Annotated in this window: 9 protein-coding genes; 1 reads left to right on the forward strand and 8 read right to left on the reverse strand. The window is 61.1% G+C overall.

Going from position 1 to position 13629, the window contains the following annotated elements; genetic code table 11:
• Nucleotides 1-188: 188 nt before the first annotated feature.
• Nucleotides 189-2360: a carbohydrate-binding protein gene (locus BN1127_RS12380; protein ID WP_042649663.1), complete on the forward strand. Its 2172-nt coding sequence runs from the start codon at nucleotides 189-191 to the stop codon at nucleotides 2358-2360.
• 93 nt (nucleotides 2361-2453) lie between these two features.
• Here the strand turns inward: BN1127_RS12380 and BN1127_RS12385 are convergent, their stop codons facing one another.
• The 8 genes from BN1127_RS12385 to BN1127_RS12420 all read right to left on the reverse strand — a co-directional run.
• Complete coding sequence (locus BN1127_RS12385) at nucleotides 2454-3062, reverse strand: LysE family translocator (RefSeq protein WP_042649664.1); 609 nt, start codon at nucleotides 3060-3062, stop codon at nucleotides 2454-2456.
• Between the two features lie 123 nt (nucleotides 3063-3185).
• Nucleotides 3186-6503 (reverse strand): mechanosensitive channel MscK, encoded by a 3318-nt coding sequence (gene mscK, locus BN1127_RS12390; RefSeq protein ID WP_042649665.1) that lies wholly within the window; start codon nucleotides 6501-6503, stop codon nucleotides 3186-3188.
• Between the two features lie 149 nt (nucleotides 6504-6652).
• Nucleotides 6653-8065, reverse strand: coding sequence for a pyruvate kinase PykF (pykF, locus tag BN1127_RS12395; RefSeq protein WP_041205351.1), 1413 nt, complete (start codon nucleotides 8063-8065; stop codon nucleotides 6653-6655).
• A 378-nt stretch (nucleotides 8066-8443) separates the two neighbouring features.
• Nucleotides 8444-9574, reverse strand: a complete 1131-nt coding sequence (locus BN1127_RS12400; RefSeq protein WP_042649666.1) for a ribosomal protein uL16 3-hydroxylase — start codon at nucleotides 9572-9574, stop codon at nucleotides 8444-8446.
• A 156-nt stretch (nucleotides 9575-9730) separates the two neighbouring features.
• Nucleotides 9731-11101 carry an adenylosuccinate lyase gene (gene purB, locus BN1127_RS12405; protein ID WP_042649667.1) on the reverse strand — a complete coding sequence of 457 codons (1371 nt, stop codon included), beginning with the start codon at nucleotides 11099-11101 and terminating at the stop codon, nucleotides 9731-9733.
• 175 nt (nucleotides 11102-11276) lie between these two features.
• A complete protein-coding gene (gene hflD / locus BN1127_RS12410) occupies nucleotides 11277-11888 on the reverse strand; it encodes a high frequency lysogenization protein HflD (protein WP_042649668.1) in 612 nt (203 codons plus the stop codon).
• A gap of 23 nt (nucleotides 11889-11911) precedes the next feature.
• Nucleotides 11912-13018 carry a tRNA 2-thiouridine(34) synthase MnmA gene (mnmA, locus tag BN1127_RS12415; protein WP_042649669.1) on the reverse strand — a complete coding sequence of 369 codons (1107 nt, stop codon included), beginning with the start codon at nucleotides 13016-13018 and terminating at the stop codon, nucleotides 11912-11914.
• 157 nt (nucleotides 13019-13175) lie between these two features.
• A partial coding sequence (locus tag BN1127_RS12420) for an NUDIX hydrolase (RefSeq protein ID WP_231557480.1) occupies nucleotides 13176-13629 on the reverse strand: 454 nt, incomplete at its 5' end.

A 13629-nucleotide genomic window follows, 5' to 3' on the forward strand; every position in this document is an offset into this window, starting at 1 on the left:
TAGGCTGATTCAAGGCATTTACGGGAGAAAAGATCGGCTCAAACTGAAAAAATGAAATGACTGAGTCAGCCGAGAAGAATTTCCCCGCTTATTCGCACCTTCCCTAGGAGTCTGTTGTTGGGAGCCTGCATGGGCAATTGCCCGGTGATTAATGGACTAATTAGAGGGTTCAGGCTTTGAAAAGCACCATGAAAATAGTGTCGGCAACCGTGTTGCTCGCGTTGGCTGTCCCCGCTCTGGCGGCCAAGGGGGGCACTCAGGACTTCCTGGATGCGCTGCGCAACTTTGAATCCGGTATCAATCCGGCACAGGCAGATTTTTATCTGCAAAACCTCGACAACCCTGTCTACACCTATGCCCAGGTGACGGCGCCGGGTCGTCTGGTACGGGACTGTTCGACCGGCAGCATGTTGTCCGAGCCGACCACCATCAGTGGCTTCTTCAACAAGCTGGGGGTGGGGAACATCTATAATTCCGCCACCCCGACCGATGCGGCCATGTTCCGGAAGATGCAATACAACTCCTTGAACGCTTGGGGTTTTATCGGTTATCAGCTGGGAGAGGCGGTGCTGATCGACGCCGGTTACTACAGCCCGAAACAGGTGACTGTCGATGGCAAGGAGTACGACAGCTTCTACATGTTCGTGCCGGACTCCACCTGGGCGGGTTGCAAGACCGAGGCCCTTGCCGAGATTGAGGGCTCGGGCGGCAACAAGGTCTATGTGACCGATGTCAACCGCTGGCAGGGCACCTTTGTCGGCAAGAATGGGGTCAACTCCCTGGCGGACTTGCGCCTGCCGGAGAAGCAGGAGCTGGTGATGCGCGACGCCATGCATTTCAACTATCAGGTGATAAGCAAGCTGCTCAAGGACGCGAACATGACCTGGGCACAGGCCCTGGCCAAGAGCTGGCCCGATAAGGATGACAACGGTCAGCCAATTCAGGTCCGTGCCACCATGTCAGGCATACTGGCGGCGGCACACCTGCGTGGCGCCTGGGGGGTCGGCGCCCTGCTGACCAAGGATCAGATCACCTGTGATGAGCTCGGGACCTGCATCACCAAGTACGTCTACAAGTTTGGTGACTACAACAGCCTGTTTGACACCCCGGGTGACAGCATCACCCAGGGCTCACCTTATGATGAGGTGCTGACGGCCGGTTGGGGCAATGACATTGTCATCACAGGTGGTGGCAAGGATCAGATCCTGCTCAACGAGCAGGCGAACGGCCTGACCACGTTCAATGACTTCACCCTGGGCAATGATCTCATCGTGTTGCGTGGCTGGAGCATGGCGGATCCCCTGGCGGATCTGGTGATTGGTGATGTTGCCGATGGCGCCGAGTTGCAGTTTGCCGGTCAGCGCGTCCTGCTCAAGGGGGTCAGCGCGGCGTCGGTGCAGGCCAATCCGGCTGCCGTCATCACCAAATCCGATATCTACACCCTGGCCTGGAACTCGGGCAAGCAGGTGGTCCAGGGCTTCGATCCTGCGGTCGACAAGATTGCGGGCAGTGCTGGCATCGGCTTCAAACACCTGAAGGCTTATGAGACGGCCACCTCGGTGGTGATAGGCCCGCAGGCGGAGGATGGCGGCATCTACTCCTCCTATGAGCTGGTGGGGTTGACCCTCCAGGATATCAGGCCCGAGATGTTCACCAATGTCACCGGCAGCTACGATCGCCTCGGCTATATAGTGCCGCTTAGCTCGCTGAACTGGGGCTGGAACATGACGCTGGTCGTCAGTCGCTTCGATCCGGCCAAGACGGTCATCACCACCCCGAGCAACCAGCCGGTACCTTTCTCTGGCATCAAGCTGAGCCAGGAGGGGAGCGACGTGGTCATCAGCCTGGTTGAACCCTATGCCAAGGGGGATGCCAAGCAGATAGTGCTGAAGAACACGGCGGTGAATACCCTCAGTGCGACCAACTTCGCCGGTTTTAGCGGCAGCTACAGCGAAGCTACCATCGACATTCCCGTCTTCTTCGACATCAGCGTGAACGTTGGGGTCGGCGGCACTCTGTCACCGGTGCCGGTGAACGGTGTGTTGAAGGCCAAGGGGGGAACCAGCTTCACCGTCACCCTGTTGCCCGATACCGGTTACAAGGTGAAATCCCTCACCGTCGATGGTGTGGCGCAGGCTGTGGCTGGTAGCTACACCTTCACCGCCGTGAATGGTGCCCATAGCCTGTCGGCCAGCTTCGAGCAGGGCAGCAGTTGCCCGGCAAGCTGGGCCACCGGGTCTGTGTACACCACGGGCAACAAGGTGACCTACAACGGCAACATCTATGAGGCCAAGTGGTGGAACAGTGGCAATGTGCCGAGCGCAGGGGACCCCTGGAAGCTGATCGGTGCCTGCAGCTAAACGCCCTTTATGCGCGCTGGGTGATAGCTGTCACCTAACAACACAGGCCCCACTTCGGGGCCTGTGTTTCTTGATGGGCTCATGTGCGCGGCGTCAGGGCCTGCTCAGGATCTCCTGGATGACGGGCACCACGGAGAGGGCCAGCAGGGTCGCCATGGCGTAATTGAATCGGCGGCGGGCGAGGGCGTTGGTCAGCCAGCGTTTCAGCAGGGTGCCGCACAGGAGCCAGAGCCCGACGCAGGGGAAAGAGACGATGAAGAAGGTCAGGGCTATGGTCAGGTTCTGCTGGTGGAAGTCGGCTCCCGCGCTGGTGAAGGCGGCGATGGCGCCGGTGGCGACCACCCAGGCCTTGGCATTGACCCACTGGAACAGGGCGCCCTTGAGAAACCCCAGGGGGCGGGCAGAGGCGTCTCCCGTCACCTCGCCCGCAGAGCGGGCAATCAGCCAGGCTAGGTAGAGCAGATAGAGGGTGCCAATGCACTTGATGGCGAAATGCAAACCGGGAAAGAGGGTAAACAGCTGGCCGAAACCCAGCCCGACCAGCAACAGCATCAGGGTGAAGCCGACGCAGATCCCCATGAGCAGCGGCAGGCTCTTGCGTATCCCGAAGTTGGCACCGGCGCTCATCACCATGATGTTGTTCGGCCCCGGGGTGACCGAGGCCGAGATGGCAAAGAGCACCACGGCGTAGAGATAGTCCATTGAGTTCCTCGTGGCTGACAGTCCGTTGTCTTCCCTATATTGGGGGACTGACCCCGCTTTCAAGGTGTGGGAAGGGTAGAAAAAAATCAGGCCCCATGACGGGGCCTGTGCAAGCGGGCGGGATCAGACGGGGTGGTTCCCCGCTGGCGGCAGGGCCGGGCGGGATTCCACCTTCTGCTCGTCCCCCTGCATGTTCTTGATGTAGACATCCATCTGGTTGAACGCGATCTCGATGCCATGCTCGCGGAACAGTACGTCGATGCGGCGGTTCAGCTCGTCGATGGCCGGGTTGCGATCCCCGAGTTCACTCACGAAGAAGCGCAGCTCGTGATCCAGGGTGCTGGGGCCGAAGGTGAGGAAGTAGACGATGGGCGCCGGCTCCTTCAACACCCGGCTGTTCTCCATGGCCGCCTGCATCAGCAGGGTGCGGGTCAGCTCCAGATCGGAACCATAGGCCACCCCGACCCGGGCGATGACCCGGGTGACGGTATCGCTCAGGGACCAGTTGATCAGTCGCTCTATCATCAACTGCTGGTTCGGGATGATCACCTCCTTGCGGTCGAAGTCGGTGAGGGTGGTCGAGCGGATCCGGATCTTGTTGACCGTGCCCGAGATGGTGCCGATGGTGACCGTATCCCCGATCCGTACCGGGCGCTCGAACAGGATGATGATGCCCGAGATGAAGTTGGAGACGATCTGTTGCATGCCGAAGCCGATACCGACCGAGAGGCCTGCGGCCAGCCACTGCAGCTTCTCCCATTGGACTCCCAGCATGGCCAACGCCGTGAGCGAGCCCATCCCGATCAGCACATAGTTGAGCATGGTGGTGAAGGCGTAGGCGGTACCCTGGGCGAGGCGCAGCTTGGAGAGCACCAGCACCTCCAGCAGACCGGGCAGGTTGCGGGCCAGTGACAGGGCCGCCCCGAACAGGAACAGGCCGGTCAGCACGTCGCTCAGGCTGATGGGATAGAGCACGGCATTGGCCCCTGTCCCCTCGCTCTTGTGCCACAGCACCACGCTGTCGAGGTAGGTGAAGACCGCCACCAGATCGGACCAGAGCCAGTAGAAGGCGACGCCGAACACCACCAGCAGCATGATCCGGGTCAGGCGCAGGGACTGCTGGCTGACTTCCTCCAGATCCATGGGCTGCTCTTCGATGGCCTCGCCCCCTTCCGCATCTTCCGAGGACTTGTGCTCGCGCTTGGCGACGGCGCGGCGATAGGCCAGACGGCGGGCCGCCAGCTCCAGACCTCGCAGGGCGGTGCGATAGACCAGGCTCCAGATGATGATGAGGTAGAAGGACTCGATGAGGCGGCCGGTCAGCTTCAGGGCCGTGTAGTAATAACCGAGCGCCGCCAGCACCATCAGGGCCACCGGCGCCAGTGCCAGGGCGACCGCCGTCAGGGTCTGCAGCATGCTGGCCTCGCCCTTGATGCGGGCGCGGGAGATGGGCAACACCAGGTAGGCGGTCAGACCCAGCAGCAGCATGGTCAGCGCCTGGCCAATCACGTCGTTACCCAGCGATGAGGGTTCAACCACCGCCTTGGTCGACAGCATGATGAGGGGCAGCAGGGGCAGCCAGAGGTAACGCATGCTGTTGCGCTTGGCTTGCAGCTCGTCCCGCGGGATGCGGAAGTGGCTCTCGCCGATGCCACCCGGCCGCATCACCGACAGGTAGACGCTGAACACCAGGTAGCCGAGTGCCAGGTTCAGGGTGATCTGGAAGATGAGCTTGGGACTGAGCAGGCCGCAATAGGCGAGCAGCAGGCCGGCGGCCAGGATGAAGAGGGTACCCGGCAGGCGCTGCAATACGGTGTAGAGCAGGGCGCGCGGGGTGTGCCACTGACTGTCCTGGCGGAAACGGCCGAGATCCTTGGTGATCTTCTGCTGGCGCTTGACCAGGGTCGGGCGCTTCCACAGCAGCAGACCGCCGACCAGCAGCAGCGGCAAGGCGAGCAGAGAGACCGCCAGCAGCATGTCGCCCCAACCTTGCCAGTCCGGCTTGAGCACCAGATCGGAGACCTGTTTGTAGGCATGGCTCGGCCAGTTGATGAACCACTTGCCATCGATGGGCTTGTTGCTGCTGACCCAGAAGATGTGCTGTTGCAGGGTGAATTCGATGGAGGCATAGATGCGCGTCAGCTGCTGCTGGGTCAGCTGCAGGCTGATGGCGTTGGTCAGCTGGGCATCCATCTGGCGGTTGAGCTGGTCGAGCAGGCTGATACGGGTGTCGATCAGCTTGGCCAGGCTCGCCTTGTCCTCCTCGCTGACCGTCTCTCTGCTGCTGGCGATCAGGTTGTCAAGGTACTGGGTCTTCTGGAACAGCTGATCCCGCTGCTGGCTCAGTTCGAACTGGGCCAGGTGCAGGTCTGCGATCTGCTCCTCCAGGTTTTTCACCAGGGTGGAGGGGGCGGCCTCCAGTTGCTGGTAGAGCTGGTAGAGGATGCGTGACAGCAGCAGGTTGCCCTTGAGCATCTGCACCTGTTCATTGAGGTTGCGCTCGGTCTGGGTGCCACGCTCCAGCCAGCTCTTGGCCTGCAGGTTCTTCTGGGCGAGGGAGTTGAGGTTGGTGGTGGCGCTGATGAGCTGTTGGCTGAGCTGGTGGTTGATCTCCTGCTCTTTTTGCACCAGCGGGTTGTCTTCGGTGGCCACCAGTTCGCCGGTCTGCTCGGCGGTCTTCTCGGTATCGCCGAGGCGCTTGGCACTGCTCTGCTCCTGCAGGGCCTGCAGCTTCTGTTCCTCGTGGGCGAGGCGCGCGCTCTGGTAGTCCCGTTGCTTGACCGCCAGATCCTGCATGCTGGTGCGGTTGTCCAGCTCCTTTTGCAGGTTGGCCAGTTGCAGGTCCAGCAAGGCCAGCTCGGTATTGAGCTTCATCTTCTCGGCGCTGCTCACCCCGTCCCCCGAGTTCAGGCGAGTGCGGATCTCCTGACTGCGTTGATAGGCGCGGCTCATGTTGGCCTGGGCCCGCTCCGGCAGGGTCTGCAGGTTGGTGATCTGGCTGCCGATGGTGCCGAGGGCCTCCTGGGCCTCCTGCATGTTGGCCATGATCTCGGGCTGGCGGTTGTCCAGCTCTGCCAGGCTCATGGTGGCGTATTCGCTCTTGAGTTGCTCCGGACCCTTGTCCAGGGCCAGGGCATCGAGCTTGGCACTGATCTCTTTCAATTCACCGGGCAGGGTGCGTACCCGCTGTGCCAGCGTCTTGGCCTTGGCTTGCTCTTTTTCGATGTTGTCGAGCAGGGCCAGGGTGTCGGTCAGAAATCTCTGGTCCGCCTGCTGGCTGACGGTGAGGGTCTCGGACTTGCCGAGGGCATCGAGCGACCGCTGTACTGTGGTGCGCTGGGGCAGGTCTTGCGCCACGGCTTGCGGGGCGCAGAGGCTGATGAGTAAACAGAGCAGCGGCAACAGGGTGGCCGAGGCTCTTCTGAACTGTATTGAGGGCATAAAACGTCCGGGTGATTATGCGAGATTCGGGTGGTTTTCCACTGGGGGAAAATCCGCGTGGATTCTAGCACCGGCTTGAGAGGCGAAGCAGGGGGGAGAGATAAAAAAAACGGCGCCCAAAGGCGCCGCTTTCAATGGTTCAAGACTGATTACAGTACGTGAACGGAGGCGGTGTTGGTGGTACCGCTCGGTACCAGGGCACCGGAAACCATGACGACCACGTCACCCTTCAGACCCATGCCGCTTTGCAGCGCTGCGTCTTTGCCGATGCGATAGAAATCGTCGGTGGAGGCGATGCTGTCAACCACGTGAGCAACCACACCCTTGGTCAGGACCAGCTGGGCAGCAGTCTTCTTGTTGGTGGTGATGGCCAGGATCCAGGCTTTCGGGAAGTACTTGCGAATGGCCTTGGCAGACTTGCCGCCTTCGGTGGCAACCACGATCAGCGGGGCGTCCAGCTTCTCGGAGGTCTCGACCGCACCCTTGCACACGGCTTCGGTGATGCGCAGCTTGTTGCTGTCGTTGGCAGCAGACAGGTTGGACGGCATCACGGCGTCGGTACGCTCGCAGATGGTGGCCATGATGGTCACGGCTTCCAGCGGGTACTTGCCCTTGGCGGATTCGCCAGACAGCATGACGGCGTCGGTACCATCCAGGATGGCGTTCGCCACGTCACCGGCTTCGGCGCGGGTCGGACGCGGGTTCTTGATCATGGAATCCAGCATCTGGGTGGCGGTGATGACCACTTTACGTGCCTTGTTGCACTTGGTGATGATCATCTTCTGGGCGAAGATCACTTCTTCAACCGGAATTTCCACACCCATGTCGCCACGAGCAACCATGATGCCGTCGGAGACAGCCAGGATGTCGTCGAAGTTGTCCAGGCCTTCCTGGTTTTCGATCTTGGAGATGATCTGGATGGCTTCGCCACCATGGGCCTTCAGGTGCTCACGGATTTCCAGCACGTCTTCTTTCTTGCGGATGAAGGAGGCGGCAACGAAGTCCACGCCCTGCTCGCAACCGAAGATCAGGTCACGCTTGTCTTTCTCGGCCAGGGCCGGCAGCTTGATGGAGACGCCCGGCAGGTTGACGCCCTTGTTCTCGCCCAGATCACCGTTGTTCAGCACCTTGCAGATGACTTCACGTTCGGTGATTTCGATGACGTCCAGACCGATCAGGCCGTCATCCACCAGGATGCGGTTGCCGACGCGCAGGTCGTTGGCAAAGCCGGCGTAGGTCACGGCGACCTTGTCTTTGTTGCCAACCACGGTCTGGTCGGTGGTGAAGGTGAAGGTCTGGCCGGCAACCAGAGAGACATCGTTGCCACCTTCCAGCTTCATGGTACGGATTTCCGGACCCTTGGTATCCAGCAGGATGGCTGCGTGCTTGCCGGTCTCGGCCATCACTTCACGCAGGTTGCGGATACGGGTGCCGTGCTCTTCGTAATCACCGTGAGAGAAGTTCAGGCGCATGACGTTCATGCCGGCGTCGAGCATCTTGCCGAGCATTTCTTTGGATTCGGTCTTGGGACCGATGGTGCAGACGATTTTGGTCTTTTTCATGTCAGTCTTCATGGTTAAGGAGTTTCCGCCGTGCAATATACACCAGTTTTTGGATACTTTTTATGATCCAGAAACAACGTTTTGAGCTAAAAGCGCCTCAATTCACAAGATAACGTTTTCGCTCACAGCTGATTTTAGGGGCTAAAATAATTGATTTTCCGCGAGTGAGGCCATTTGGTTCCCATTTCTGGCCTGCTCGTCGTTGCCATCCCATGTTGTTAAATGACAAACAAGAGGGAGGCCTCCGGCGAGGGGGGCAGGGCCCCTTTCCCCTCTGGCCGTCACCCAGTGTAGTCACTGGGCGGCCACTGCGCGGGGCTGGCATCGGGTCGCGACCAGGCGCGTCGCCCGGGCAGGCGACGCGCCTGTTGCACAGGCTTAGCCGAAGAACCAGTAACCGCGGTTGACCAGACGGGTCAGCAGTTGCAGGAAGCCGGCCTGATCGGCGAGGTCCACCATGTCGGCCTGGGTGATGATGTCCTTGTCGCACAAGAGCGAAATGGCGGCCGCATCCTCGCTTGGCAGGGTCCAGGCCTCGCCATCGATGTAGCAGGTACGGCTCTCGCCGCTGAACCAGACCGAGCGCAGACCCGGCACCTTGATGGCGGGCTCGCCCTGGGTCAGCAGATCGGCAATCTCTTCGGCACTGTAGTCTGGCTCCATGGGGCTCACGTCCAGGTCGTGCTTGGCCTCGGAAATCATGGTGCCGAACCACTCCTTGAACAGGGTCTCGTCATCGAGGGCCTGCTGCATCAGCTCCCGCAGGCGATGCAGCTCAAAGGGCTGGATCTCGCCGTGACGAACGCGTGGCTTGAGGTCCGGATCGCCGTAACGCTCGGTGCGCAGGTCGTTGTCGATCAGGTGATCGGCAAACGAAGAGATGAGCGCCTTGGCATCCGGTGCCCGGAAGCCCACGGAGAAGTTCAGGGAGGGCTCGATGGCGTAGCCCTCGTGGGGGAATCCAGGCGGGATGTAGAGGATGTCGCCCGGCTCCATGATGGCGTCGATGATCGCCTCGAACGGCTCGCAGTGCAGCAGGGCTGCGTGGGCGGCAAATTCGTTCAAGGGCTTGGCATCGCCGACACGCCAGTGACGCTTGCCCTGGCCCTGGGTGATGAAGACGTCGTAGTTGTCGATGTGGGGGCCGACCCCGCCATGGGGGGTGGAGAAGCTCACCATCACATCGTCAAAGCGCCAGCCCGGGATGAACTGGAACGGCAACGCCAGCTCGTGCACCTCGGGGGCCCAGTGGTTGCAGGCCTGCACCAGCACGGTCCAGTTCTCTTCCCCCAGGTGATCGTAAGACTCGAAGGGGCCGTGAGCGGCTTCCCATTTGCCGTCGAAGCGGGTCACCAGGCGGGATTCGATGACGTCCTCCATGGCCAGGCCCGCCAGTTCGTCCGGGCTGATGGGATCCTGAAAGTCGGTGAAGCCGCCCTTGATGAGGAGGGGGCGTTTCTGCCAGTAATGCTCGAGGAAGTGGGCAATATCCAGATTGAGTTCGTACATAGGTCTTCTCGTCAAAAGGTCAGACAAAGTTAGAGAGGTCTTGCCCAAGGGGGGCGCCGGCCTTGGTCAAGGCCTCTATGGCAAAACAGGTGGCGGTCAAAAATAACAGGGGCCCTGTGGCTGTCGTGCCCAGGGCCCCGCATTCATCCTGCCGGCTTATTTCAGCAGATCGACCAGACGCTGGGCCTGACCGAGGTAGTTGGCCGGAGTCAGCTTCTTCAGTTCGACCTTGACGGCCTCGGGCAGTTCCAGAGTGTCGATAAAGGTGCGCATGCCTTCGGCATCCACGCGGCGGCCACGGGTCAGCTCTTTGAGCTTCTCGTAGGGCTTCTCGATGCCGTAGCGGCGCATCACGGTCTGGATGGGCTCGGCCAGCACTTCCCAGTTGGCGTCCAGATCGGCGGCCATGGCGTCCGCGTTCGCTTCCAGCTTGGAGATGCCCTTGAGGGTCGCCTGATAGGCAATCAGGGAGTAACCCACGGCCACACCCAGGTTGCGCAGCACGGTCGAGTCGGTCAGATCACGCTGCCAGCGGGAGATCGGCAGCTTGCTCGCCAGGTGCTGGAACACGGCGTTGGCCAGACCCAGATTGCCTTCGGAGTTCTCGAAGTCGATGGGGTTGACCTTGTGCGGCATGGTGGAGGAGCCGATTTCACCCGCCACTGTGCGCTGCTTGAAGTGACCCAGGGAGATGTAACCCCACACGTCCCTGTCAAAATCGATGAGGATGGTGTTGAAGCGGGCCATGGCGTCGAACAGCTCGGCGATGTAGTCGTGGGGTTCGATCTGGGTGGTGTAGGGGTTCCAGGAAAGGCCCAGCGAAGTCACGAACTCCTCGGAGAACTGGTGCCAGTCCACTTCAGGGTAAGCGCTGACGTGGGCGTTGTAGTTGCCGACCGCACCGTTGATCTTGCCAAGGATCTCCACCGCCATGATCTGCTTGTACTGGCGCTCCAGGCGATAGGCGACGTTGGCCATCTCCTTGCCCATGGTGCTCGGGGTCGCCGGCTGGCCGTGGGTGCGTGACAGCAGCGGCATGTCGCGGTACTCATGGGCCAGACGCTTGAGCTCGGACATCAGCTTCTCGCAATAAGGCTTGATGACCTCGTCGCGGGCGGTTTTCAGCATCAGGCCGTGGGAGTTGTTGTTGATGTCTTCCGAGGTGCAGGCGAAGTGGATGAACTCGCTGACGGCAGCCAGCTCGGGGTTCACTTCCACTTTCTCTTTCAGGAAGTACTCCACCGCTTTCACATCATGGTTGGTGGTGCGCTCGATCTGCTTGATGCGCGCGGCGTCCGCTTCGTTGAAGTTCAGGACTATGCCGTCCAGCACGGCGTTGGCGGCCGCACTCAGGGCAGGGACTTCCGGGATCCCGGCGTGGCTGGCCAGTTTTTGCAACCAGCGCACCTCGACTTCGACGCGAAAACGCAGCAGACCGAATTCGGAGAAGATGGGACGCAGGGCATCGGCCTTGTCGCCATAACGACCGTCAATCGGGGAAACAGCAGTCAGCGCGGACAGCTCCATGGGGTGAACTCCTGATGATTGGTGTGGGGGATTCTCATCAACTCGCGCTCCTGTTGCGAGGCCGTTATCAAGGCTCATGTGCTGCTCGGCATCCTCATTTATCGACATAAACTCCGGTACCTGTGCTGCTCTTCACCTTGCTTCCGGCCTTTCACTACGAAGCTCGAGCCGATTCTTAGAAACGTTTGGCCAGTTCCACCATCTTCTTGCGAGCGAAGATGATCTGGGTACGGCTGCCGCCAAGCTGGCGCCACAGCACGGCGGCGCGGATGCCGGCCAGCAGCAGGGCGCGCACCTTGTGCTGCACCAGGGGCTGCTGCAGGAACAGCGGGGTGCCCGCCACCTGGATGCGCGGCCCTATAGGGCTGATGAGATCGCTGTAGATGCTCGCCATGTTGGCCAGGATCTGCTCGTCGAGCAGATCGAAATGCTGTTGCTGGCGGGCGATCTGTCCGATCCGCTCCCCCAGCATGTTGAGAATGTCCTTGCGCTTGGCCAGCTTGCGCTCCAGCGCAATCAGGCTCACCACGTAGCGGGTCAGCTCGGCGTTCTTCTGGCTGCCGTCGGCCCCCAGCTGCTCCACCAGGGCGCGGTAACCGTCGCGGATGGCGAGGTGGCTGCCGAACACTTCCAGCGGCTGCTTGGGATTGGTCACCAGCACGCTTTGCAGGCTCTCGCGCAGGGAGGCCTCGTCGCAGTTGCCGTCACGGGCCACTTTCTGCACCAGATAGGCCGCCTGGCAGATGCCGGCGAAAGCCATTGTTCTGTCTTGGAATTTGTCACTCACGTCTGCTGCCTTCTGTTAAGGATTCAAACCGGATGGCTGAAACGCTGTTCTATGATGCCGCCGCCCAGGCACACTTCCCCGTCATAGAAGACGGCGGACTGGCCCGGGGTCACCGCAGCCTGTTTCTCGTCGAAGATGACCCGTATGGTCTCATCGTCGATGGGCTGGATGAGGCAGGGGATGTCCTGCTGGCGGTAGCGGGTCTTGACGGTGCAGCGACGCGGCGCCCGGATCGGGGTGCGATCCACCCAGTGCAGCTGGCTCGCGATCAGGCCATCGGAGTAGAGGCGGGGATGTTCCCCTTGCGCCACCACCAGGGTATTGCGCTCCACCTCCTTGTCCACCACGTACCAGGCCTCTTCGGTCGCATCCTTCATGCCGCCGATGCCGAGCCCCTTGCGCTGGCCCAGGGTGTGATACATCAGCCCCTGGTGCTCGCCGATCACCTTGCCATCCACGGTTTCGATGGGGCCGGGCTGGGCGGGCAGGAACTTGGCCAGGAAGTCCTTGAACTTGCGCTCGCCGATGAAGCAGATACCGGTGGAATCCTTCTTCTTGGCGGTGATGAGATCCAGCTGCTCGGCGATGCGGCGCACCTCGGGTTTTTCCAGATCCCCGACCGGGAACAGGCTCTGACCCACCTGGGCTTCGCTCAGGGTGTAGAGGAAGTAGCTCTGATCCTTGTTGGTGTCCAGACCACGGAGCAGACGCGGGCGGCCCGTGCTGTCGTCACGGCGCACATAGTGGCCGGTGGCGATGTAGGTGGCACCCAGCTCTTCTGCGGCAAATTCGAGGAACGCCTTGAACTTGATCTCCTTGTTGCACAGGATATCCGGGTTCGGCGTGCGCCCTGCCTTGTACTCTTCCAGGAAGTGCTCGAACACGTTGTCCCAGTACTCGGCGGCGAAGTTGATGGTGTGCAGCTTCATGCCCAGCTTGTCGCAGACGGCCTTGGCATCAGCCAAATCCTGGGAGGCGGAGCAGTACTCGTCCGTGTCGTCTTCTTCCCAGTTCTTCATGAACAAGCCTTCGACCTGATAACCCTGCTGCTGGAGCAGGTAGGCCGAGACGGAAGAATCCACGCCGCCGGACATGCCGACGATCACCTTGATTTGGCTGTTGTCTGTCATTAGTCGAAGTTACCAGTTCGTTTAAACGGGGCGTATTCTACCAGAGTTTTGCGCCCCCGGTCACATCTCCCTGCCGTCGTTCCCCTCGGGAGCCTGGCGGCGGGAAATCGTTTTTCCGTCGTTTGCCAAGATGGGCAAAAAACGGCTTCAGTTGGCCTCATATAAAGGCTTTGAGCGCCGACAGCGGCAGGCGGGTGCCAGCCAGGTAGTCCTGGATACACTGCCACACCAGGGGGCTGCGCAGGGCGGGCTTGCACTCGGCTATCTCTTCCAGGGTGAGCCAGTGGCAGGCCAGCACATCGCCGTCGGGATCCTCTGGATGGTGCTGACCCGGCGCCTTTTCAAGGTCGAAGATGACGGCGGTGCGCACGAAGGTGGCCTCGCTGTCCGCCGGTTTGAACAGATAGACCCCGAGCCAGGCGCTGGGGGGGGCGGTCAGCCCCGTCTCCTCTTTGAGCTCGCGGCAGGCCGCTTCAAGCAGGTTTTCCCCCGGCTCCACGTGGCCGGCGGGCTGGTTGAAGCGGCGCAGCCCCTTGATCTCCTCTTCCACCAGCAAGAAACGGCCCTGCCAGTGCACCAGGGCGGCCACCGTCAAACGGGCGGGCAGGGGC

The organism is Aeromonas media, assembly GCF_000819985.1.
GTDB classification, from domain to species: Bacteria; Pseudomonadota; Gammaproteobacteria; order Enterobacterales; family Aeromonadaceae; genus Aeromonas; species Aeromonas media.